General features: G+C 67.3%; 22 protein-coding genes. 13 read left to right on the top strand and 9 right to left on the bottom strand.

Annotation, left to right across the window (positions count from 1 at the left end; genetic code table 11):
• Positions 1-215 precede the first annotated feature (215 nt).
• Positions 216-1,514, bottom strand: a complete 1,299-nt coding sequence (locus tag MKP05_RS07960) for an MFS transporter (protein WP_240567817.1) — start codon at positions 1,512-1,514, stop codon at positions 216-218.
• A 180-nt stretch (positions 1,515-1,694) separates the two neighbouring features.
• Here MKP05_RS07960 and MKP05_RS07955 point away from each other — a divergent pair, with 180 nt between their 5' ends.
• The 13 genes from MKP05_RS07955 (at position 1,695) to MKP05_RS07895 (ending at position 16,302) form a co-directional block, all read left to right on the top strand.
• Positions 1,695-3,647 (top strand): type IV pili methyl-accepting chemotaxis transducer N-terminal domain-containing protein, encoded by a 1,953-nt coding sequence (locus MKP05_RS07955; protein ID WP_240567816.1) that lies wholly within the window; start codon positions 1,695-1,697, stop codon positions 3,645-3,647.
• A gap of 6 nt (positions 3,648-3,653) precedes the next feature.
• Positions 3,654-4,319 carry a two-component system response regulator NarL gene (gene narL / locus MKP05_RS07950; protein WP_240567815.1) on the top strand — a complete coding sequence of 222 codons (666 nt, stop codon included), beginning with the start codon at positions 3,654-3,656 and terminating at the stop codon, positions 4,317-4,319.
• Positions 4,320-4,598: 279 nt separating this feature from the next.
• On the top strand, positions 4,599-6,227 hold the full coding sequence (locus MKP05_RS07945) for an MFS transporter (RefSeq protein WP_240567814.1): 1,629 nt from the start codon (positions 4,599-4,601) through the stop codon (positions 6,225-6,227).
• Positions 6,228-6,456: 229 nt separating this feature from the next.
• The gene (locus MKP05_RS07940) at positions 6,457-7,839 is read left to right on the top strand and encodes an MFS transporter (RefSeq protein WP_240567813.1); all 1,383 of its coding nucleotides are present in this window, start codon (positions 6,457-6,459) and stop codon (positions 7,837-7,839) included.
• Positions 7,840-8,015: 176 nt separating this feature from the next.
• Entirely contained in the window at positions 8,016-8,456 is a 441-nt protein-coding gene (locus MKP05_RS07935; protein WP_240567812.1) for a DUF4870 family protein, read from the top strand.
• Positions 8,453-9,022 (top strand): cytochrome c oxidase subunit 3 family protein, encoded by a 570-nt coding sequence (locus MKP05_RS07930; protein ID WP_240567811.1) that lies wholly within the window; start codon positions 8,453-8,455, stop codon positions 9,020-9,022. The genes MKP05_RS07935 and MKP05_RS07930 overlap by 4 nt, the downstream gene beginning before the upstream one ends.
• Positions 9,023-9,053: 31 nt before the next feature.
• Positions 9,054-9,347 (top strand): cytochrome C oxidase subunit IV family protein, encoded by a 294-nt coding sequence (locus tag MKP05_RS07925; protein ID WP_240567810.1) that lies wholly within the window; start codon positions 9,054-9,056, stop codon positions 9,345-9,347.
• Between the two features lie 249 nt (positions 9,348-9,596).
• Complete coding sequence (locus tag MKP05_RS07920) at positions 9,597-10,445, top strand: cyanophycinase (RefSeq protein WP_110284199.1); 849 nt, start codon at positions 9,597-9,599, stop codon at positions 10,443-10,445.
• Positions 10,442-13,075, top strand: a complete 2,634-nt coding sequence (cphA, locus tag MKP05_RS07915) for a cyanophycin synthetase (protein ID WP_240567809.1) — start codon at positions 10,442-10,444, stop codon at positions 13,073-13,075. Before MKP05_RS07920 ends, cphA begins: the two co-directional genes overlap by 4 nt.
• Positions 13,072-14,247, top strand: a complete 1,176-nt coding sequence (gene iadA / locus MKP05_RS07910) for a beta-aspartyl-peptidase (protein WP_240567808.1) — start codon at positions 13,072-13,074, stop codon at positions 14,245-14,247. The genes cphA and iadA overlap by 4 nt, the downstream gene beginning before the upstream one ends.
• 37 nt (positions 14,248-14,284) lie before the next feature.
• Positions 14,285-14,464, top strand: a complete 180-nt coding sequence (locus tag MKP05_RS07905) for a hypothetical protein (RefSeq protein ID WP_240567807.1) — start codon at positions 14,285-14,287, stop codon at positions 14,462-14,464.
• 63 nt (positions 14,465-14,527) lie between these two features.
• Entirely contained in the window at positions 14,528-15,841 is a 1,314-nt protein-coding gene (locus MKP05_RS07900; RefSeq protein WP_240567806.1) for an AAA family ATPase, read from the top strand.
• 134 nt (positions 15,842-15,975) lie between these two features.
• On the top strand, positions 15,976-16,302 hold the full coding sequence (locus MKP05_RS07895; RefSeq protein WP_240567805.1) for a hypothetical protein: 327 nt from the start codon (positions 15,976-15,978) through the stop codon (positions 16,300-16,302).
• Between the two features lie 55 nt (positions 16,303-16,357).
• On the opposite strand, the gene MKP05_RS07890 is transcribed toward MKP05_RS07895, so the two are convergent.
• The 8 genes from MKP05_RS07890 to MKP05_RS07855 all read right to left on the bottom strand — a co-directional run bounded on the left by MKP05_RS07890 (position 16,358) and on the right by MKP05_RS07855 (position 23,808).
• Positions 16,358-16,600: a hypothetical protein gene (locus tag MKP05_RS07890; protein WP_240567804.1), complete on the bottom strand. Its 243-nt coding sequence runs from the start codon at positions 16,598-16,600 to the stop codon at positions 16,358-16,360.
• Positions 16,601-16,610: 10 nt separating this feature from the next.
• Positions 16,611-18,560 carry a nitric oxide reductase activation protein NorD gene (locus MKP05_RS07885; RefSeq protein ID WP_240567803.1) on the bottom strand — a complete coding sequence of 650 codons (1,950 nt, stop codon included), beginning with the start codon at positions 18,558-18,560 and terminating at the stop codon, positions 16,611-16,613.
• 105 nt (positions 18,561-18,665) lie between these two features.
• A complete protein-coding gene (locus tag MKP05_RS07880; protein WP_240567802.1) occupies positions 18,666-19,478 on the bottom strand; it encodes a CbbQ/NirQ/NorQ/GpvN family protein in 813 nt (270 codons plus the stop codon).
• Between the two features lie 53 nt (positions 19,479-19,531).
• On the bottom strand, positions 19,532-20,887 hold the full coding sequence (locus MKP05_RS07875) for a cbb3-type cytochrome c oxidase subunit I (RefSeq protein WP_240567801.1): 1,356 nt from the start codon (positions 20,885-20,887) through the stop codon (positions 19,532-19,534).
• 39 nt (positions 20,888-20,926) lie between these two features.
• Entirely contained in the window at positions 20,927-21,379 is a 453-nt protein-coding gene (locus tag MKP05_RS07870; protein ID WP_240567800.1) for a c-type cytochrome, read from the bottom strand.
• A 235-nt stretch (positions 21,380-21,614) separates the two neighbouring features.
• Positions 21,615-21,935, bottom strand: coding sequence for a carboxymuconolactone decarboxylase family protein (locus tag MKP05_RS07865; protein ID WP_240567799.1), 321 nt, complete (start codon positions 21,933-21,935; stop codon positions 21,615-21,617).
• Positions 21,936-22,031: 96 nt separating this feature from the next.
• Positions 22,032-22,424, bottom strand: coding sequence for a SirB2 family protein (locus MKP05_RS07860; protein WP_240567846.1), 393 nt, complete (start codon positions 22,422-22,424; stop codon positions 22,032-22,034).
• 205 nt (positions 22,425-22,629) lie between these two features.
• Entirely contained in the window at positions 22,630-23,808 is a 1,179-nt protein-coding gene (locus MKP05_RS07855; protein WP_338072345.1) for an NnrS family protein, read from the bottom strand.
• Positions 23,809-23,858 lie beyond the last annotated feature (50 nt).

The following is a 23,858-nucleotide window of genomic DNA, read 5'->3' as shown; positions in this document are numbered from 1 at the left end:
CGCTCTCCAGGCTCCTCGAAAGATGTGTGACCGCTTCCGGCCACCCGGCCCGCCGTGCCGCGTGGAGCTCGTGCCGCACGCCAGGCAGGTTCATGGCGAGGATTCTGGGGGATCGATCGGCGAATTACTGCCCGGTTACCTCCATATACCGCGCCTCTACCCCCAAGGGGATAGAGGCCGTGAAACGAGGGGATAAGCCGATGGCGGCAGGGTCGTCAGGCCGCCGAGTGCGGCGCCCTGGCGTGGTCGGCGAGCATCACCAGCATGCATACCGCCAGCGAGCCGTAGAGGAACATGAAGCCGGCACTGCGGATGCCGACCCACTCGTTGCCGAGCACGAACATCATCGGCAACAGCGCGGCGAAGAGTCCCCCCAGGGTCAGCGCCAGGCCGCCCACCAGCGCCATGTCGTCGCCGTGGTCGCGGTGGATCAACCGCATCAGGCTACCCTTGCCGATGCCCATGCCCAGCCCCATGGGCACCAGCAGGGCCAGGAACCACCACAGCGGGGCGCTGAAGCGCAGGGCCAGCTCGCCGTGGACCCCCTGGATCTGCATGGTGAAGGGGGGGTAGGAGAGCAGGAAGAGACAGACCAGCACGAAGGCGCTGACCCACCAGCGCAGGGCCCGGAAGTCGCGCCAGTCGGCCAGTGCGCCGCCGAGCACCTGTCCCAGGCCCACCGCCAGGGTGAAGGGCAGCGCCCAGAGCGCCGCACTCCCGAGCGGCAGCCGGTACTGGGCCGCCAGGTAGCCCGGCAACCACAGCGCCAGCGCCACGAAGGCGCCGAAGAAGAAACTGTAGACGAAGGCGAGCCGCCACAGCTGCCAACAAGCCAGGCGCTCCCGCGCCCGGCGCCAGCCGGCGGGCGGTGGGGGCACGTCATCGAGCTCGAGTACCTCGTCCACCGCCCGGCTGGAGGCATCGGCCTGGTCGTCGGCGAACAGCCACAGCAGGCCCGCCACCAGCAGCACCGGCAACAGGTAGAGCTGCGGCGCCAGGCGCCAGCCATAGGCCTGGCTGATCAGCGGCAGCAGCAGGTAGCTTAGCCCGGCACCGAGCATGCCGGCGCCGTAGAGCCCCAGCGCCAGGCCGGCATGCTGACGGGGCCCCTGGGTCGCCACATAGACCAGGCCGGCGGCCAGCGACCCGGCCCCCAGCCCCAAGCCGGCCCCGGCCAGCAGGAACTCCAGATAGTGGCCCGCCTGGCTGATCCACCACAGGAAGGGGCAGATCAACAGCAGGCAGCCGAGCATGACCCGGCGCCCACCGATCTTCACCGCCAGGCCCGCCATGGGCAGGCTGGCCAGGCCCCCCACCAGCATGGGCACGGCCAGCAGGGCGGCGAAGGCGAGCTCGCCGAAGCCGAGCACCGCCTTGAGCTCGAGGCCCAGCACGGCGAACAGCGTCCAGCAGGCGAAGACCAGGGCGAAGGCCAGCGGCGAGAGCAGCACCACCACCAGCGAGCGGTAACCACCTTCGGTGTCGCGGACGGGGTCTTCCCGGAGGGGCATCATGGGATGGCAGGGCTCCGAGACAAGGGAAAGGAAGCATGGGAAAATTCTCGTGAGCCTTGGCCCGCCGGTCAAAAGGGCATGCGAGGTACACCTTTGAGGGGGCAGGGCCTACCTACTAGGGTATAATGATGGCTTCGTGACTCCTTCAGCCCGCCCCGATGCCGGAGGGCCCCCTCACCGATGAAACTGCTGCAACGTTCCCTGGTGGCCCGCATCATCGCCTCCCTGCTGGCGATCAGCGCCATGGCCCTGATCAGCATCGTGGTCACCATGACCGTGGCCAGCAACAGCCGCGGCGACGCCGCCGCCATCAACATGGCCGGCTCGCTGCGCATGAACACCTACCAGATCGTCGCTGCCCTGCAGCGCTACCAGCAGCAGCCGGAGGCCGAGCACCGCGAGCGGGTGCGTGCGCTCTCGCAGCGCTTCAGGGAACGCCTGACCAGCCCACAGCTGACCGGCGCCATGCCCGGGGCGGCCGATCACGCCCTGCAGGTCCAGTACCGGCGGCTGCTGGAGCGCTGGGACCAGGAGCTCACCCCCCGGATCGAGGCGACCACCGCCGGGACCCCGCTCGAGACCAACGAGCTCAGTGCCACCCTGGATGGCCTGGTGGGCGAGATCGATGGCCTGGTGACCCTGCTGGAGGAGAGCAGCGAATCGAAGATCCGCCTGCTCAGTGTGCTGCAGATCATTTTCCTGGGGCTGACCGCCGTGGTCGTGGCCATCGCCCTGTACGATATCCGCCACAACCTGGTCACCCCGTTGCGCCAGCTGATGGTGCTGGCCCGGGAGGCCGCCCATCGCAACTTCGGCCATCGCACCCGCCTGCAGGGCCACGACGAGCTGGCAATGCTCGGCCGCACCCTCGACACCATGGCCGAGGAGCTCGGCGCCAGTTATGCCGAGCTGGAGGAGCGGGTGTCGCGCAAGAAGGCCGAGCTGGAGCGCAGCAACCTGGCCATGCAGGTCATGCACGACGGCAGCCGCCAGCTCTATGGCGGCGGCAACGACCTGTGCTCCAGCGCCGCGCCCATGCTGCGTCGTCTCGAGCAGTTGCTGGAGATCGGCCCCATCCGGTTGTCGCTCAATGACCCCATCGACGACCGCCAGATCCCCATACTCGCCACCCACTCGGCGCGTCGCCCCGAGTACTGCCGCGACCACGACTGCCACGCCTGCCTGATCGACCCGCGCCCCCTGCGCCTGCGCGAGACCGAGCAAGGCGAGTGCCTGCTGCTGCCGGTGAGTGTGGGTGACGAGATGCTCGGCACCCTGGAGGTCTGGCACCCCAGGAAACAGCCGCTGACCAGCAGCACCCGGCGCCTGCTCAACGCCCTGGCCGACCAGTTGGCCACCGCGGTCTACCTGCAGCGGCGCATCGAGGAGCAGCAGCAGGTCTCGCTGATGAACGAGCGCACCATCATCGCCCGGGAGCTGCATGACTCCCTGGCCCAGTCGCTCTCCTACCTGAAGATGCAGGTGGCACGGCTCGAGCGCATGCAGCAGAAGGACATGCCCCGGGAGGCCCAGGCCGCCGTGTTCGACGAACTGCGCACCGGCCTCGACAGTGCCTATCGCCAGTTGCGTGAACTGCTCACCACCTTCCGCCTCAAGCTCGAGGGGCCGGGACTCTCGAGCGCCCTGCGCCAGACCACCGCGGAATTCGCCGAGCGCATGGCGGCGCCCATCGAGCTGGACTTCGACGTGCCGCCCCACCTGCTCAATCCCAACGAGGAGATCCACGTCCTGCAGGTGGTCCGCGAGGCCCTGGCCAATATCCACAAGCACGCCCGGGCCCACTGGGCGGGGGTCTCGGTGCGCTTCGCCGAGGCCCGTATCCGGGTGCGGATCGAGGACGACGGCATCGGCCTCGAGGACGACCGCTCGCCACCCATGCACTACGGCCTGGTGATCATGCGCGACCGTGCCGACACCCTGGGGGGCGAGCTCAGCCTGCGCAATCGCCCCGCCGGTGGCACCCTCGTCGAGCTCGTCTTCACGCCCCAGACCGCACGCCTGATCACCCAGCAACCCGCTTCACATGTCCCGGATGCTGCCACCGACCCCGTCGCTGAGCACCGGGCCGCCGAGGATCGCATCGCGCTCAAACACAATGGCAACAGGGAATAAGTCACGATGGCCACGCCTGTCCACGATACGCCCGCCAGTATCCTGATCATCGACGACCACCCGCTGCTGCGCCGTGGCGTCTCCCAGCTGCTCGAGCTGGAGGACGACCTCGAGCTGGTCGGCGAGGCCGGCGAGCCCGAGGAGGGCGTGCGGCTCGCCGCCGAGCTCGACCCGGACATGATCCTGCTCGACCTCAACATGCCGGGCATGAACGGCATCGAGACCCTCAAGCGGCTGCGCGAGACGGACTATACCGGACGCATCGTGATGTTCACCGTCTCCGACCACGAGGAGGACGTGGTGGATGCGCTGCAGAGCGGCGCCGACGGCTACCTGCTCAAGGACATGGACCCCGACGAGATGGTCCGCCAGCTGCGCCAGGTGGCCCTGGGGCGCATGGTGATCAGCGAGAGCCTCACCGCCCTGCTCGCCGAGGCACTGCGCAGCCAGCGCAGCCGGCCGGTGGCGACGGACATCCACAGCCTGACCCAACGCGAGCGGGAGATCCTGCGCGAACTCGCCGCCGGGCTCTCCAACAAGCTGATCGCCCGCAAGCTCGATATCACCGAGGGCACCGTCAAGGTCCACGTCAAGCACCTGCTGAAGAAGCTCAACCTGCGCTCGCGGGTCGAAGCCGCGGTGTGGGCCGTCCAGGAAGGCGTCGACCGGTAGCAGGTAACGGGTTCTCTGTGGATACCTCCAAATAATCCCGGGCCGCGCAAGCGGCCCTGCCTCTTTCCCCCGTGCGAAAAAAGCGCTTGGCTATCAACCGGATGGCCTTATACCCCGGCTACCCCTCAAGAGGTATTCCGCTGATTTTTCGGCATTTTTAGCCAGTTTCGCCCCCTCGAGCCGCGGCGTATCTTTCGCCTCAAAGCCCCGCGCGTTGATCCGTGTCACGCCGTGGACCGCAAGGCGGGGCGCAACGGTAATACCCAAGGGGGAATCACCATGGCTAAATCGAGTGCCGACACCGGTCGCATCGCCAGGCCCGGCAGGAATGCCGATATCGAAAACTGGGATGTCGAGAACGACGATTTCTGGGAGCGGGAAGGCAAGAAGGTCGCCAACCGCAACCTGTGGATCTCCATTCCCAGCCTGCTGATGGGCTTCGCCGTCTGGCTGATGTGGGGGATGATCACCACCCAGATGCAGAACCTCGGCTTTCCGTTCACGGTCAGCCAGCTGTTCACCTTGAGCGCCATCGCCGGCCTCTCCGGCGCCACCCTGCGCATTCCGGCGTCGTTCATGATCCGCATCGCCGGCGGACGCAACACCATCTTCCTGACCACCGCCCTGCTGATGATTCCCGCCGCGGGCACCGGCCTCGCGCTGATGAACCCCGGGACCCCGTTCTGGGTGTTCCAGGCCCTGGCGCTGCTCTCAGGCATCGGCGGCGGCAACTTCGCCTGCTCGATGAGCAATATCTCGACCTTCTTCCCCAGGAAGCAGCAAGGCTATGCCCTGGGCATGAACGCCGGCCTGGGCAACTTCGGCGTCACCACCATGCAGATCCTGATCCCGCTGGTGATGACCGTGGGGATCTTTGGCGCCATCGCCGGGGCCCCCATGGAGCTGGAAAGCGCCAGCGGCACCCTGATCGGGCGCATCGAGGCGGGCACCGACACCTGGATCCAGAATGCCGGCTTCGTCTGGCTGGTCTTCCTGATCCCCCTGGCCTTCGCCAGCTGGTTCGGCATGAACAACCTGCGCACCATCACCCCCAACCCGGGTAGCCCAGGCGCCGCCTTCGGCAAGATCCTCGGCCTCTACGGTGTCGGCATCGTGACCTCCGTGGTGGGTGTCGTCGCCCTGAGCATCCTCAACATGTGGCTGGCCCTGCCGGTCACCATCGTGCTGACCCTGGTGGTGCTGCGCCTGATCCCCGGTGACATCAAGCCGAACATCCAGAAGCAGTTCGCGATCTTCTCGAACAAGCACACCTGGTCGATGACGGTGCTCTACATCCTCACCTTCGGCTCCTTCATCGGCTTCTCGGCGGCCCTGCCCCTCTCCATCAGCGTCATCTTCGGCAACATGATGGACGTGGCCGCCGACGGCACCGTGACCCGCGTGGCCAATCCGGATGCCCCCAGCGCCCTGACCTGGGCCTGGATCGGCCCCTTCGTCGGCGCCCTGATCCGTCCCGTCGGCGGCTGGATCTCCGACAAGGTGGGTGGCGCCATCGTCACCCAGATCATCTCGGTGGTGATGGTGGTGGCCTCCGCCGCGGCCGGCTGGGTGATGATGCAGGCCTACAACGCCACCGACCCCAACAGCTACTTCGCCCTGTTCATGATCCTGTTCGTGGTGCTGTTCGCCGCCAGCGGCATCGGCAACGGCTCCACCTTCCGCAGCATCGGGGTGATCTTCGATACCCAGCAGAAGGGCCCGGTACTCGGCTGGACCTCCGCGGTGGCCGCCTACGGTGCCTTCATCGCCCCGCGGGTGATGGGCGAGCAGATCCAGGCCGGCACCCCGGAGCTCGCCATGTACGGCTTCGCCGTCTTCTACGCGCTCTGCCTGGTGATCAACTGGTGGTTCTACCTGCGCGGCAACGCCTACGTGAAGAATCCCTGAACCGCGCGGAGACCTGAAACCACGCCATCCAAAGACCACCGGGCCCCGAGACGGGCCCGGTCGTCGTTGGCGGCATCGTCGAAGGGAGCATCGGCCCCTACCCCCAAAGGGATAGGCCCGGAATATCAAGGGGTAGCGGCGAGACGGACTTGATGTACGTCAATATCCTCCGCCCCCCAGCTGCCAGTCTGGAAGGCGACCATTCATGCATCGCCGAAGGAGGCTCGACATGAAACATCTCGAGGGCGTGACCCGACCTCAGCAATACCGGGCACTGACGCTCAGCACCCTGGCGTTCACCACCTGTTTCGCGGTGTGGACGATCTTTTCCATCATCGGCATCAAGATCAAGCAGGACCTGGGGCTCAACGAGACCCAGTTCGGCATCCTGGTGGCCACGCCGATCCTCACCGGCTCGATCAGCCGTATCTTCCTGGGCATCTGGACCGAGCAGTTCGGCGGCCGCCGGGTGTTCAGCGTGCTGATGCTGGTCACCGCGGCCTGCGTCTTCCTGCTCTCCTATGTCGAGTCCTACGCGATGTTCCTGGTCGCCGCCCTCGGCGTCGGCCTGGCCGGCGGCTCCTTCATCGTCGGCATCGCCTACACCTCCTACTGGTTCGAGAAGGAGAAGCAGGGCACCGCGCTGGGCATCTTCGGCGCCGGCAACGCCGGGGCGGCGGTCACCAACTTCGCGGCCCCCTTCCTGCTGCTGGCCCTGGGCTGGGAGCAGACCGCGGTGGTCTACGCCATCGTGCTGGCCGCGGTGGCCGTGGGCTTCTGGGTGTTCGCCTCGGAGGACCCGCTGACCCGGGCCCGCCGCGGCCAGGGCGGCAAACCCACCTCCGCCCGGGAACAGCTGGAGCCGCTCAAGCACTTGCAGGTCTGGCGCTTCGCCCTCTACTACTTCTTCGTCTTCGGCGCCTTCGTCGCCCTGGCCTCCTACCTGCCGCGCTACTACGTGGGGGCCTATGACGTCAGCATCGCCGTGGCCGGCTCGCTGGCCGCCCTCTACACCCTGCCGGCCAGCGTCTTCCGCGCCCTGGGGGGCTGGATGTCCGACCGCTACGGGGCCCGGGCGATCATGTACCTGACCTTCATCGCCTCCCTGGTCTGTCTCTTCCTGCTCGCCTACCCCGAGACCCACTATGTGGTGGAGGGCAAGGAAGGCCAGATCGCCTTCTCCCTGGCCATGCCGCTGTGGGGCGTGGTGCTCCTGACCGTGCTGCTGGGCTTCTTCATGTCGCTGGGCAAGGCCGCGGTCTACAAGCACATACCGGTCTACTACCCGGAGAACGTGGGCTCGGTGGGCGGCCTGGTCGGCATGATCGGTGGCCTGGGTGGCTTCTTCCTGCCGATCGTCTTCGGCGCCGTTCTCGACCTCACCGGGGTCTGGACCAGCTCCTACATGGTGCTCTTCGTGCTGGTGGCCGTCTCGCTGATCTGGATGCATGGCGCCATCCGCCGCATGGAGCGCGCCCGCCTGCCGGAACTCGGCGAGGAACGCTATCGCTACCTGCCCGAGATCCAGGATGTGGGGGACCATCCCGCCGGCCAGAAGGAGCAGGCCATCGAGTCTAGCCCACTACGCCCTGGCCGCCAGGCCGAGGCCTGATCCCTCGGCACTGCGCCGCGAATGCCGCCCCCGGGTGGCATTCGCGTTTATGGAGTTAGACTTGATCCAGGCCAGGAAATCTCGGTGCCTTTCGCGCTATAGTGGTATTTCAAATACATCAATAGGTCGGTATCTCACGACGGGGACGGCCGACCCTCGGATGCGAGGTCACCATCATGTCCGCAGCCCTCTCCTCTTCCGCACCCGCCCAGGGCAGCAAGGCCGACCGCGGTCGCGGCACGGCCATCGTCGTCTACATGCTCTTCCTGGGCAGCATCCTGGCGGTGATCACCGCCCCGCTGGGCGTGCTGATTGCCCACCTGGCAAGGCGCCACGCCGAAGGCTGGGTCGCCTCCCACCTGCAGTTCCAGATTCGCACCTTCTGGCTGGGCGTGCTGGGCGGCGGCCTGTTCGTGGCGGCCTGGCAGCTACTGGGCATGGTCGGCCTGCCCGCCCTGGCCCCCTGGGCGCTCGGCTACCTCTACTTCACCGCCTGCCTGATCTGGATGGTGGGCCGCTGCGGGGTGGGCATCGCCCGGCTGACCGACAACCGCCCGGTCGACAACCCGCGCAGCCTGGCCTTCGGCGGCGCCCGGGTGACCCTGGCGGACGGATGAGCGGCCGCGCGCTGCCCAACCCCGGCTGGGGGCCCCTCTCGGCACTGCCCGGCAACCCGCTGATGTGGGTGCTGATCCTCAGCGAACTGCTGGTCTTCACCGCCTTCTTCGCGCTCTACGCCTGGCAACGTGCCGCCGACACGGCGCTCTTCGATGTCTCCCAGCGCGAGCTCGACCCCTTGATGGGCGGGCTCAACACCCTGGTGCTGCTGACCAGTGGGCTCTGCGTGGCCCTGGCCGTGGAGGCAGCGAGTGCCGAACGGATCCGCCGCGCCCGCCAGTGGCTCTCGGCCTCCATGGGGCTGGGGGTGGGGTTCTGCGTGATCAAGGTCGTCGAGTACGCCGACAAGCTGGCCGCCGGCCTGACGCCGGAGACCAACGCCTTCTTCGGCTTCTACTACGGGCTGACCGCCTTCCACTTCGCCCATGTGCTGTTCGGCCTGGGACTGCTGGCGCTGGTGACCTGGCGCACCTCGCTGGACAACGTGGAAACCGCCGCCGCCTTCTGGCACCTGGTCGACCTGATCTGGATCCTGCTCTATCCGCTCGTCTATCTGCTCAGATGACGGCAACCGACCGATGACTGCAGAGGTGATCATGACCGCCCATCCTGGCACCCGCCGACTGCTCGCGACCTGGGCCACCCTGATGGCCCTGACGGTGATCTCGATGGTCTCGGCACGCCTGGACCAGGGCGACTGGCAGGCGCTGCCGCTGTGGTCGGCGAGCCTGGTGCTTGCCGCCACCGGCTTCAAGGCCCAGCGGCTGCTGATGGTCTACCTCAACCTGCGCGCCGCCACACCGGCCTGGCAGGGGGCTTTCGTGGGGCTGGTGGTGCTGACGCTGGCGCTGATCGCCGGCGGTTACCTGGTGGCGCGGCTGGCCGGCTGACGCTGACTCCAGTCCCAAGGTACCCCTGCCGCGGATCGAACGCTCGAGCCTGCCCGTGGCGATTCCTGGCAGGCAGCGGTATCGATTCGCCCCTTATCGTTGCGCAAGAGGCAGCGAGAACGTGCCCCGCGCCGGGATGACTGTTATAAGTGAAAGCGTAGGCAGCAATCATCATGCCATTCGGCAAGTGACTCACGCGGACATGGCGTCTGCGTCTGCTCAAAAGCGTCGCTGGGCGACGAACAGGTTATGGCTTCCCAACACCCCGTGGCACCTGGCCGCATCGTGGCCATCGGAGGAGCCGAGGACAGGACCTCCGATCTCGAGATCCTGAGACAGGTCTTTGCCCTGGCACCCGAGGGCTATGGCGAGGTCGCCGTCATCGCCACGGCGAGCAGCATTCCCGACGAGGTGCTGCCCGACTACGAAGCGGCCTTTTCGCGCCTGGGTGCCAGCCGCGTCCATTCCCTGGACATCCGCGACCGCCGCCAGGCGGCCGAGGCCGACACCGTACGCCTGATCGAGCAGAGCGGCGTCATCTTCTTCACCGGCGGTGACCAGCTCCGCCTGACCAACGTGATGGGCGGCTCGGCGACCCTGAAGGCCATCCGCAACCGCTTGAAGGAGGGCGCGGTAGTGGCCGGGACCAGTGCCGGCGCGGCGGCCATGCCGGGCACCATGATCTATAACGGCGCTGCCGCCGATGCCCTGCGCAAGGGCGCCGTCAACATGACCTTCGGCCTCGGGCTCGTCGAAGGCTTGATCATCGACAGCCACTTTCTCGAGCGCGGACGGTTCACGCGCCTGATGGAGGTCGGGGCGACCAACCCGGAGTACCTGGGCGTGGGGCTTGGCGAGGATGCCGCGGTGATCATTCATGCGAACCGGGTTCTCGAAGTCATCGGCCCGGGCCATGTCATCCTTATCGACAGCCGCGACCTGGCGAACTCGAACATTGCCGAACTGTCGATGGGGGAGGCGGTGGCCATCGAGCACCTGATTCTGCATGCGCTGGTCAGCGGTCACGGCTTCGATATCGAGGCGCGTCGCTATCTTGCCGCCGACGCGCTCGTCACCACGCTGGCAGATCTCCGATGAATATCCTCGAGCACCGGGCCCTGCGGGGCCCGAACTACTACAGCCGCTACCTGGCCATCTTCATGCGCCTGGACATCGGCGAACTCGAGGAACGGCCCAGCGATACCGTTCCCGGCATCGTCGAACGCCTCCTCGGGTTACTGCCCACCCTGCAGGAGCACCGTTGCTCGGTCGGCCGACCCGGCGGCTTCGTGGAGCGTCTGGAGCGAGGCACCTGGGCCGGTCACGTCGTCGAGCATGTGGCAATCGAACTCCAGAACCTGATCGGCTTCTCGGTCGGCTACGGCAAGACCATCGACAGCTACGAGCCCGGGATCTACAACGTCGTCTACCGCTACCGGGACGAAGCCTGCGGCCTGGCGGCCGGGGTCGAAGCCGTCGAGCTGGTCACCCGGCTGTTCCAGGGCGCCGAGATCGACATGCCGGCGATCATCGCCCGCCTCAAGGCAGTGCGCGACGCGCACATGCTGGGCCCTTCCACTGCCTCGATCATTGCGGCCGCCGAGCGTCGTGGCATTCCCCACATCCGCTTGAGTGACGAGAACAGCTACATCCAGTTGGGTCACGGCCACCGCCAGCAGCGAATCCAGGCGACGGTGACCTGCCATACGGACCTGATCGGCTACGGCATCGCCGACGACAAGGCCTGGACGAAGCAGGTGCTCGGCGATGCCGGCATTCCGGTTCCCCACGGCCGGGTCTGCGCCTCCGTCGATGAAGCCCTCGATGCCGCGCGCGACATCGGCTATCCCGTCGCGGTGAAGCCGCTGATCGGCAACCACGGCCGCGGCGTGAGCACCAACATCGATGATGGCCAGGCCCTGCGCGAGGCCTTCGGCATCGCTTCCCACCGCAACCCCTCGGTGATCGTCGAGCAATACATCGAGGGCGAGGACCATCGTCTGCTGGTCATCGGCAGCAAGCTGGTGGCCGCCGCCAGGCGGCGACCGGCCCATGTGATCGGCGATGGGGTCGCCACGCTGCAGGCCTTGGTCGACAGGGAAAACCAGGACCCGCGTCGCGGCGTCGGGCACGAGAACCTGCTCACGCAGATACAGCTGGACGAGCAGTCGCAGCGGCTGATCGACCAGCAGAACCTGACCCTGCACAGCGTGATTCCGAAGAACGAGATCGTCTATCTGAAGTCCACGGCGAACTTGAGCACCGGGGGCACGGCCACGGACGTGACCGACGACGTCCATCCGGAGGTACGCTACGCGGCGGAGCGAATCGCGCGCCTGATCGGGCTCGACATCATCGGCATCGACCTGCTGGCCGAGACCCTGACCCGGCCACTGGAGGAACAGTCCGCCGCGGTGGTCGAGGTCAATGCCGGGCCCGGTTTTCGCATGCACCTGTCGCCCACCCACGGCAACGGCCGCGATGTCGGCCAGCATGTGATCGACATGCTGTTCCCGGACAGCGAGACCGACGCCCGCATTCCCATCACTGCGGTGACCGGGACCAACGGCAAGACGACCACGGTGCGCCTGCTCTCGCATCTGCTACGCCAGGCGGGACGCAACGTCGGCATGGCCTGTACCGGCGCCATCGAGATCGACAACCATGTCATCATGCGCGGCGACTACAGTGGCCCCCAGGCGGCGGCCATCGTGCTGCGCGAACCCACGGTCGAATACGCCGTGCTCGAAGTGGCCCGCGGCGGCATCATGCGCCGTGGCCTCGGGTTCGACGAGTGCGACGTGGGTGTGCTGCTCAATATCGCCAGCGACCACCTGGGTGAGCATGACATCCACACCCTCGACGAGCTGGCGCGCTGCAAGACCGTGGTGATCGACGCCGTGCGCCGTGGCGGTACGGCCGTGCTCAATGCCGATGACCCACGAGTGCTGGCCGGCCAGGAGTGGGCCCGGGGCGATATCATCTTCTTCACCCTGGACCCGGATTCCCGCCCCATCCGCCGACATGTTCGCGATCACGGAGTAGCCTTCACGGTCCACGATGGGCGTATCGTGATGCGTCAGGGCCATGTCGAGGCCGAGGTGATCCCGGTGGTGGACGTGCCGATCACCTTCGAGGGGCACGCCCGCTTCAATGTCGCCAATGCCCTGGCCGCCAGCGCGGGCGCCTATGCCCTGGGGCTCTCCATCGCCGATATCCAGATGGGCCTGCAGACTTTCCATCCCAGCCCCGGACAGAATCCCGGACGCACCAACCTCATTGACGCCAACGGCATGAAGGTGCTGATCGACTACGGGCACAATGTGCCGGCGCTCGAAGCCCTCAGCGAGCTGGTGAGCTGTATCCCGGCGCGACGACGCATCAGCGTGGCCAGCGCGCCCGGGAATCGCCGCGACGAGGACCTGTTCAGCCTGGGCACGCTGCTCGCCCGGATGCACGATGTCGTCTTCATCTACGAGACCGACGCCCGCGGTCGTGCCATCGGCGAAGCCGCCGGCCTGTTGCGCGACGGTGCCGAGTCGATGGGGGCCTGCCGGGTCGAGATCGTCCTGGAGGAGCACCAGGCCGTCGACCGGGCCTTCGAGGAGGCCGGCGAAGGTGACCTGCTGGTGTTGCTGATCGACGATGTCGAGGGCACCATCGAGCGCCTGAAGGGCCGCCGCTTCTCGCCGCCGGCGTCGACTGAACCCACCGGCGAGCCGCCATGATGCCCCTCGATGATCGGGACGCCCCCCTGCTGACCCTGCTGCGCGTCGGCCGCATCTTCGCACCGGCGCCCCTCGAGGCCACCGATCTGCTGATCGCGGACGGACGGATCGCGGCGCTGGGGCGCGATCTCGCCGTACCGGAAGGGTGGCCCGTGCGCCTGGTGGAGGCGCGTGACCTCACCGCCGTTCCCGCCTTTATCGACCAGCATGTGCATGTGACCGGTGGCGGCGGCGAAGGCGGCTGCGGTACCCGCTGCCCGGCGATCACCGCCCGGGAGATCGCCGCCATGGGTATCGGCACCGTGGTGGGGGTGCTGGGCACCGACGGCATCAGCCGCTCGCCGGCGGACCTGCTGGCCAAGGTGCGTGGGCTCAAGGCCGAGGGCATCGCGGCCTATATGTACACGGGGTCGTATCGCGTGCCGCCACCGACCCTCACCGGCGACGTGCAGCGCGACCTGGCCTGGATTCCCGAGGTCATCGGTCTGGGCGAGCTGGCGATCTCGGATCATCGCTCCAGCCAACCCCGCCAGGACGAGATCGCGCGGCTGGTCAGCGAGGCGCGCGTCGGTGGCATGCTGGCCGGCAAGCGCGGCATCTGCCACTTTCATGTCGGCGACGGACAGAGGGGGATCGAGCCGCTGCGCCGGCTGCTCGCGGAAACCGAGATTCCCGCCGAGCAGGTGATCCCCACCCACGTGAACCGCCACCGCGCCCTGCTCGAGGAGGCCGCCGACTATGCGCTGGCCTTCGCCGCCAGCGTGGATGTGACCGCCTTCGACGACCCCGGGGAGGAGGGCCTCTCCGGCTTCGATGCAGTATCGCGGCTGCTCGTGCGCGGCGTGCCGGTCACCCGTATCACCATGAGCTCCGACTGCAACGGCAGCCTGCCCGAGTTCGATACCCAGGGCAACTACATCGGCATGCGGGTGGCGCGCAACACCGCGCTCATTGCGGACTGGCAGCGCCTGGTACGCGAGGAGGTGCTGCCACTCGATCAGGCCCTGGGCCTGATCTCGGGCCATGTGGCCCGGGTGCTGGGGCTGCATGACCACAAGGGCCGCCTGGCCGTCGGCCATGATGCTGACGTGACCCTGCTCGACGGCGACCTCCAGCCGCAACAAACCTTCGTGGCAGGGAAGCGCATCTACGCCAGGGACGTCCCGCCGTAGTGCCGTCGGCGCCTCGCAGCGGCACCTCGACCCGCTGATGGGTGGGCTCAACTCCCTGGTGCTGCTCGCCACCGGCTTCAAGGCCTACCGACTGCTGATGGTCTACCTCAACCTGCGCGCCGCCACCCCGGCCTGGCAGGGGGCCTTCGTGGGGCTGGTGGTGCTGATGCTGGCGCTGATCGCCGGCGGCTACCTGGTGGCGCGGTTAGTGAACTGACGCTGACCCTGGAACCAAATGTCGCTAACATCGGGGGAATCGAATCGGTCAAGGGGATACGAGATGCTGAAGTCCATTCGGCTGACCAACTTCAAGAGTTATCGGGAAGCCACCCTGGAACTGGCACCCCTGACGTTCCTGATCGGCCCCAACGCCTCGGGCAAGAGCAATGCTCTGGAAGCCATCCGGCTGTTGAACTGGTTGGCCAAGGGCAAGCGCCTGGACGATATTGAACGGGATATCCAGGGAGGCGACACCGTCGTCCGGGGCCAAGCCCGTGACCTCTTCCTGGATCCCGAGCAGGCTTTCAGCCTGGATGCCCACCTGGCCGACGCGCCGGAAGGGTGGAGTGACTTCTCCATCAGCATCGACCAATTCAACGACCAGCTGGTGGTGGCCGGTGAGCAGATTACCCACCCTGATCAGAAGGTGCCGCTCTACCGAGTGGACAGCGAGCCAAATGAGCACAGCGACGAAATCAGCATCGCCTATAACAACTTCCGCAAGGGGCCAAAGAAACCGCATATCCCCTGCTCCAACCGACAGGCCGTGTTCTATCAGCTGGAGACCCCCGGCCGCTTCCAGCAGTCCCATGGCAAGGCCCAGGCACTGATTCCCGAGGTGACGCGTTCCCTGCGTGAAACGTTACGCAATATCGTCTTTCTCGACCCACGCCCGGCCCAGATGCGGAATTACGAATACGCCGGTGATAAATATCTCAAGGAAGACGGCAGTAACCTCTCGGCGGTGCTGTATCAGCTGTGCCAGCAACCTGAGAGCAAGCAGGCGCTGCTGGCTTTCATCCGCTCCCTGCCCGAGCAGGACATCACCGACATCCAGTTCATCGAGACGCCTCGACAGGATGTCATGGTAAGCCTGGAAGAGACCTTCGGAGAGCAGCAGCGCTTTGTGGATGCCCCACTGTTGTCGGATGGCACATTGCGCGTCTTGGCCGTGGGCGCCGCCCTGCTATCTGCTCCGGAAGGCGCCCTGATCATCATCGAGGAGGTCGATAACGGGGTGCATCCCAGCCGTGCGGACGTGCTGGTTCAGCAGATACGCGATGTGGCCAGCCGCCGCCAACTGCGCGTACTGCTCACCTCCCATAACCCCGCTCTGCTGGACGCCCTTCCCGACAACGCCTTGGCCGACGTGCTCTGCTGCTATCGCCATCCCCATGAGGGGGACAGCCGCCTGGTGCGCCTCGGCGACATGGAGCGCTACAGCGAACTGGTGGCCCTGGGACCGCTGGGACAGCTGATGACTCGCAAAGTGCTGGAGCGCTTCGTCAAGGACGATAGCACCCCGGAAGAGCGCCAGGCTGCTGCCCTGAAGTGGCTGGAGGCCCTCAAGAAGGACACGGAGTCTCAAGGATGAGTGCCATCTGTCTCATTGATACCTCGATCTTCGTGGAGATTCTCAGGGTGCCTGGCAAGGCCACTCGGCACGCCGAGGTTCTTCGCGCCCTGGAAGAGCGACTGGCCACTCGAAGAGAGGAGCTCTTCCTGCCCATGGCCACGATACTGGAGACCGGCAATCATATCGGACAGAACGGTGACGGCCGGCAGCGCCGCACCTGCGCTGAACGATTCGTTCAGCAGGTCGGTGCTGCCCTGAGCGGCCAGAGCCCCTTCAAGCCGGTCAGCTTCCTGAAGGCAGATCAACTCCAGGCATGGCTGGACGAGTTTCCCGACCATGCCGGACGCGGCAGCGGCCTGGCCGACCTGTCGATCATTCACGACTGGCAAAGGCTCTGCGACCAGAATGCCGGCCGCCGTGTCTACATCTGGTCACTGGATGACCACCTGTCCGGATATGACCAGCCTGCGAGGCTTTGAGCCTCGACGAAAACGGTGCCCTCACGGTGGATACAGGCAAACCATTCATTACCTGTCAGGAACCGGGCGGCCTGCCGGCGCCAGGGTTTCCTTGGCCAGACGGCGGCGGCGTCGCCCGGGCCCAGCCCTCCAGGGCCCGGCCCAGGCGTAGCAGGCCGTAGACCACGAAGGGCACCGGCAGCATCAGCGCCACGCCCCAGTCACGGTTGTTGATCAGCCACACCAGCGGCAGCACCACCGCCACGGCGGCCAGGCACCAGGCCATCACGGCCAGGGCGAGTCGGGAACGGGTCGTCACGGCAACCTCCTCAGGTGGCGATGATCTGGCGGTAGATCCCCGGCAGGGCCAGGGAGAGATGCTCGGGGCGCTGTACGATGGCGTAGCCGCCACGGCCGAACAGGTGCGGGATGTAGCGCCCCGCCTGGCGGTCGATGGTCACGCCGAAGACGCGCACCTCCTGGCGGCGCGCCTCGAGCACCGCCTTGCGAGTGTCCTCGATGCCGTAGCGCCCCTCGTAGTAGTCGTTGTCGTTGGGCTTGCCGTCGGTGAGCAGCAGCAGCAACCGATGGCGGTTGGGGCGCTTGCCGAGTTCGCCGGTCAGGTGGCGGATCGCCGGTCCCATGCGGGTATAGGAACCCGGCTTGAGCGCCGCGATGCGCCGCGACACCCGCTCGCCCATGGGCTCGTCGAAGTCCTTGAGGGTGTTGACCCAGACCTTGTGGCGCCGCTGGGAAGTGAAGCTGTGGATGGCGTAGTCGTCGCCGCAGCCGGCCAGGCCGTGGCCCAGCACCAGCAGCGCCTCCTTGGCCACGTCCAGCACCCGGCGGTCCTCCAGCCAGGCCTCGGTGGAGAGCGAGACGTCCACCAGGATCGATACCGCCAGGTCGCGGGCCTGGGGGCGGCTGGCCAGGTAGAACCGATCGCTGGCCTCGCCGGTGGCGGCCAGGTCGCAGCGCGCGCGGATCACGGCGTCCATGTCCAGGTCACTGCCGTCCAGCTGGCCGCGCAGGATCTCGCGGCGCGGGCGCAGCGCCTCGAACTCGCGCCGTACCCGACGGATGCGTCGACGCGTCACCTCGTCGGGCGTCCAGTTCTCGCCCTCCTCGCTCTGCACCTCGCTGAGCACCACGCAGTGGTCGGGCAGGTAGGCCTGCTTGCGATGGTTCCACTCGGGATAGGTATGGCGTCCCCGCAGGCGACCTCCACTGACCTCGTCCGGGGCCAGGTCGAGGTCGAGCTTGAGCCTGGAGGCGGCCTTCTGGCGGTTGGGGCTGAGCACGATCTCGTCGATCTGGTCGGCGGCCTGTTTCGCCGCTTCCTCCTCCTCGTCCTCCACATGGCGATTGAGGTTCACCATCTCGGCCCAGGAGAGCATCTTCTCGGAGGCATTGAGGATCAGCGGATCGTCGCGGTCGGCCTGGTCCTGCTCGCGGCGGTCGGCCTTGCGCTTGCCATGGTCGTCCTCCGCCTGCGGCCTGTCGTCGGCAAGGGGGGCCTCGTCGTCGTCCACCGTGGCCTCGCGGGTCCCGTCACGGGTCCCCAGGGTCATGGCCTGGCCCCACAGTGGCACTGGCAGTGGCGGCCGATAGCCCCGCGGTGCCAGGAAGCCGTCGAGGGGGCAGGCCGCGTCGCGGATGGCGCGCTGCATGGCCTGGGCCCAGTCTCCCTCGGGGTCGGGGGCGCCCAGCTCCGCACACAGGGCGTTTTCCAGGGCCGCCTCGCGGGGCGGCAACCGTTTGCGCCTCGGGCGGATCGCCAGTAGCTCGCCGCACAGGCGCACATAGCGATCGGTGAACCCGGGGAAGCGGGACAGCGCCGCGCGGGTGGCACGCCGCGCCTCGCGCAGCCGCAACAGGTCGGCCTGCAGCGGGTCGGCGGCCGGTTCGACCGGCCGAGCCTCGGCCAGGAAGGCCGTGAGCCACAGGTAGAGGTCGCGGTTGAGCGCGGCCTCGGGGAACAGCGCCAGGCGCGGCGGCAACAGCAGGTGTTCCTCGTCACGACGGGCCTGGTCGAGATCCTCCTCGTCGAGGCCCAGGCGCTGGCGCAGGCTCAGCCGGTGGGCGGAGCCGCGCCGGGCGATGGCGGCCACCTCGATGCCCGCCTCGCCGCCGCCGGCGCGGAAGAAGACCCCCAGCATGGGGCGCAGCGACTCCAGCGTCACCGCCGCCTCGGGGTGGTCCGGATAGCTCGCCGCCCCGGAGGCCCAGCGGTGCCACACACGGCCGACGGTCTCCTCGACCTCGAGAAAGTCCAGCATGCATCGTCTCCTGGGAATATAGCCTGGGCTGACCCGTCGGCAGGCCTGCGACGCCCCTCACGTGGGCAATTACCGCTTATCCAGTGGCGCGGCATCCGTGCCTGTTTAGCCGAAGGTGGCGTGGATGGCTTCCATCAGTCCCTCCTGGACGTCCGCATCGTCGGAGAGCGGCTCCACCAGGGTGGCGCGGGCGGCCTCCAGGATCGGCATGCCGGCCTGGATCAGGGTCGCGCAGTAGACCAGCAGGCGCGTGGAGACGCCCTCCTCCAGGTCCTGGCCCTTCATGGCCCGCAGGCTGGCCGCCAGGTTGACCAGGGCCGCGCACCGCTCGGCGGGCAGGCCGCTCTCGCGGGCCACGATGTCGCGTTCCGTCGCCGGCGGCGGGAAGTCGAAGGACATGGCCACGAAGCGCTGCCGGGTACTCGGCTTGAGCGACTTGAGGATGTGCTGGTAGCCGGGGTTGTAGGAGACCACCAGCATGAAGTCGTCCGGCGCCTCGAGCAGCTCGCCGGTGCGTTCCAGCGGCAGCAGGCGGCGATCGTCGGTGAGCGGATGCAGCACCACGGTGACGTCCTTGCGCGCCTCCACTACCTCGTCGAGGTAGCAGATGCCGCCCTCTCGCACGGCACGGGTCAGGGGGCCATCGACCCAGCGGGTCTCGCCGCCCTGCAGCAGGTAGCGGCCGGTGAGGTCGGCGGCGGTCAGGTCGTCGTGGCAGGAGACGGTGAACAGCGGTCGCCCGAGCTTCGCCGCCATATGGCTGACGAAGCGCGTCTTGCCGCAGCCGGTCGGCCCCTTGAGCAGCAGCGGCAGGCGCTGTCGAAAGGCCTGCTCGAACATGCCGCACTCGTTGCCGACGCTCTGGTAGAAGGGCAGCTCGCGCTCGCTGGCGGAGGTGGCCACGGGGGAAAGGGGCATGGGGATCACTCCCGGTTCGGATTCGAGGCAGGCGGCCCGTGGGGCCGCCTCGTTCAGATGCGCTGGGCGCCCGCGGTCAACTGGGTGCCACCGCCCGGCACCTGCTCGCGGGCCGGGCCGAAGAAGGCGTAGATCAGCATGATCGCCCCCACGGCCACGGCCACACCGGCGCCCAGGCGCATGATGTAGAAGAGGCCGAGCTGGCTCTGCACCTCCATGAAGTTCATGCCCAGCACGCGCTGCAGGTGGGTCTGCACCACTCCGGCGAATGTCAGGGTGAAGGTCATGAAGCACATCGCCGAGGTCATGATCCAGAAGCCCCACATGTTCAGCACCTGGTTGTAGGGCTGGACGCGGCGCAGCTGCGGCATGGCGAAGGTGATGATGCCGAGCATCAGCATCACGTAGGCACCATAGAAGGCCAGGTGGCCGTGGGCGGCGGTGACCTGGGTGCCATGGCTGTAGTAGTTGATGAACGACAGGGTGTGCATGAAGCCCCACACCCCGGCCCCGAAGAAGGCGATGGTCGGGCAGCCCAGCGCCCAGAGCATGGCGGCCTTGTTGGGGTGGTTCCGGCTGCCTTTCCAGAACATGGTGAAGGCGAACACCACCATGGCGAAGAAGGGAATCACCTCCAGGGTGGAGAAGATGCTGCCGATGGGCTGCCAGTAGCTCGGCGCCCCGATCCAGTAGTAGTGGTGACCGGTGCCGAGCAGACCCGAGAACAGCGACAGGCCGACGATGACATAGAGCCACTTCTCGATCACCTCGCGGTCGACCCCGGTCATCTTGATCAGCAGGTAGCCGAGCAGCGAGGCCATGATCAGCTCCCACACGCCCTCGACCCAGAGGTGCACGACCCACCACCAGTAGAGCTTGTCCACCGCTAGGTTGGTGGGGTTGTAGAAGGCGAACAGCCAGAACACCGCGGCCAGCCACAGCCCCAGCATCAGCACCAGGTTGATGGCGGTCTTGCGGCCCTTGGCCAGGGTCAAGCTGGTGTTGAACAGGAACATCAGGAAGGAGATGGTGATCAGCACCTTGACCCAGAACGGCTGCTCGAGGAACTCGCGACCCTCATGGATCCCGAACTGGTAGCCGACCAGGGCGGCGGCACCGGCGAAGGCGAAGATCGCCAGCTGCACATAGGCCAGGCCGGGGCTGTGGATCTCCTGCTCGGCCTCTTCCGGCATCAAGTAGTAGGTGGCGCCCATGAAGCCGATCAGCAACCAGACGATCAGCAGGTTGGTGTGGCTGACGCGCATGATGTTGAAGGGCATCAGCTCGGCCATGAAATTCGGCGCGACATAGACGGTAGCCGCCAGCAGGCCGAAGACGATCTGCAGGGCGAACAGTGCCATGGCCACCATGAAGAAGGGCAGGGCCACCTTCTGGGTTTCGTATTTCATCGGTGTATTTCTCCTTGGTTCATCCGGCGTTCAGGCGGCTCAGCCGGCGGGATGCGGCGGCCAGTCCTGGGCGTCGATGCCGTCGGTCCACTCCAGGAAGTCGATCAGCGACTGCATCTCCTCCTCGCTGAAGTCGTAGGCGGGCATCTGGCGGCGACCCGGGGTTCCCAGCGGCTGGGCACGGATCCAGGCGGCGAGGCCCGCACGGGCCGCCTCGGGGTTCTCGTGGCCACCGTAGCGCTCCCAGACGTTGCCCAGCTCCGGCGCGAAGTAGGCCCCCTCGCCCATGATGCTGTGGCAGTTGATGCACATGTTCTTTTCCCACACTTCCTTGCCGTGCTTGACGGACTCGGTGAGTCCCGCACTGTCGGTGGATGTGTTGACCATGTACCAGTGGCTGTGGGCCGTCAGCGCGGCGAACAGCAGAAAGAAGAACAGCGACCCGCCATAGAAGATATTGCGGGCCGCCGATCGAGTGAGACCCTCGGCCATGAATCATTCCCCCCTTGCTGGTGTGATGTTCCCTCGGAACAGGATAGCCTCGGCTGCCTGCCCCCTAAACATGCATATAACATACATGTTAAAGAGTAGCAGCTCGAACCGGCCCTTGACTTTGACACCGGTCAAGTTGCGATGGACGGAATGTCGCAGCAGGGTTTGACGAACGCAGAAAATCGCGGCAGACAGCAGAAGGCGCCGCCGGCGACGAGGCGCCGACGGCAGGCCCTCACCCCTTGTCAGTAATGTCCTCGATCCAGGTCAGGGCGGCGACACCGGCGGGGAGCCCGATGGTGGGGATGGCCAGCATGGCCACCTGCTTGAGCGCCTCGGGCTCGACGCCTTCGCGCAAGGCACGACGCATGTGGGAGTGCACCGCCCCTTCGGACCCGGCGCCCACCGACAGCGCCAGCTTGACCAGCCGACGGGTGCGCTCATCGAGCGGTCCGCTCTCGGAGCAGGCCTTGCCGAGCCGGGAAAAGGCCTCCCACACCTCGGGATACTGGGTCGCCACCTTGCCGGCGCCGGAGGGAAGATCCTGTGGACTCATGGTCGGGCTCCTCGTCATGGTAGGGCTATGGAGAGACGTGATGAAAGCCGTCGTGAAGTGAAGGCTCGCCGCCTCAGTATAGGAGACACCCGGGGCTCAGAGGCCGGCCAGCCAGGAGAGCGGGCTATGGCGGATGGCGGCCCCCAGCATATAGAGGAAGGTGGCCACTGCGGCCAACGCCGCCACACCGCGCACCACCGGCGTGCGACCCCGCTTGATCGCCACCGTGCCCAGCCCGATGTAGGCCAGCAGGGCGAGCAGCTTGGCGGCCAGCCAGGGATGCTGGTGCGGCCACAGCGAGAGCATCACCATCAGGGTGACGCCCAGTGCCAGCAGGGCGGTGTCGACCAGGTGCGGCACTACCCTCACCCACCGCCGCTGGAGGAGCGGGGCCTGGCGCACCGACCACCAGGCCCTCAGCACGAAGAAGAGGATGCTCAGGGTGGCGGCGGTGATATGCAGGTGCTTGATCGGCAGGTAGTACTCCATCACGGCGCTCTCCTTGCATCGGGCTGCGGGCTGCGGGCTGCGGGCTGCGGGCTGCGGGCTGCGGGCTGCGGGCTGCGGGCTGCGGGCTGCGGGCTGCGGGCTGCGGGCTGCGGGCTGCGGGCTGCGGGCTGCGGCAGCCTCGCCAACTTCAAGCTTACTATCAACAGCTCGGTGCTCGTGGCTCGCAGCTGGCGCAAAGCGCCGGCTAGCCGTCCTTGCCGTCGGCCCGGGCCGACAGCAACGGCCCCGTATAGTGGAACAGGAAGATCAGGTAGGCGAGACACCAGAAGAGGATGCCCAGGTTGTAGGTCCAGTGGGTGATCTGCGGGAAGAGCGCCAGCACCGGTGAGCGCAGCAGGGCCCCCGCCAGCATCAGGCCCAGCGCCACCCCGATGCCCGGCAGGGTACGGATGGGGCGCGCGGTATGACCCAGCGCGACCCGCGACATCATCGCCAGCATCATGGTGCCCATGCCACCGATGGTCAGGGCGTGCACCGCCAGCTCGGCCCGGAAGACGCCCAGCGCCGCCAGGGCCCACATGGCCAGGCCCACGGGGATGAAGGCGTAGCTGCCGTGCAGGCCCCAGAGCAGCGGTTCGCGCCAGCTGGCGAGGCCGCCCCAGCGGCCCAGGCGCACGGCATTGGCCAGGGCCGCCAGGCCCATCAGGGCCGCCAGCAGGGCGCCGGGTAGCGACACGCCGAGCATCACCAGCAGTTGGGCCCCTACCACGGCCAGGGTGCTGCCCAGGGCCAGCGCCTCGAGGGCGGGGATCGGCGCCGGCTTCGCGCGCCCCAGGCGGTTGGCGGTGAACATGGCGATCACCCGGCCGCCCACTACCACCATCAGCAGGGTGACCAGCAGCACCGCCAGGTAGGCGGCCTGGCGGATCAGCTCGGCATCGCCGTTGATCACCCCCAGGTGCATCGCCAGGTTGGCGAGGGTCAGCAGCGCGAGTGCCGGCAGGAAGATCAGGTTGCGCCAGCGCTTCGCGGCGATCACCAACCGGGCCATGACCCCCGCCACCAACGGCAGGAAGGCCAGGTCGACCAGCATCGGCAGCCAGGCCGGCAGCCCCAGGGGAAAGGCCATCAGCAGCCGGCCCGACAGCCAGACGCCGACCAGCGCGAGCAGCGGGCTGCCCCGGAGGCTCGGCAGGCCGGTCCAGTTCTGTACCGCGGTGAGCAAGAAGCCCGCCACCACGGCGGCGGCGAAGCCGAACAGCATCTCGTGCTGGTGCCAGAACATCAGCCCGCCATGGGGGCGCAGCAGGATGTCGCCATGCCAGAAGGCCAGCCAGACCACCATGGAGACCACGCTGAACAGGGCGGCCAGCAGGAAGAAGGGCCGGAAGGCCAGGCGGGCCACCGGCAGGCGCGTCAGCATGGAGGAACTCGCGGGGAGAGAGGATGGCTGCATGGCACAATACCCGACCG

The sequence above is a fragment of the Halomonas flagellata genome, assembly GCF_022487945.1.
Lineage (GTDB): Bacteria > Pseudomonadota > Gammaproteobacteria > Pseudomonadales > Halomonadaceae > Halomonas > Halomonas flagellata.
This window is presented reverse-complemented; position numbering and strand designations above follow the sequence as displayed.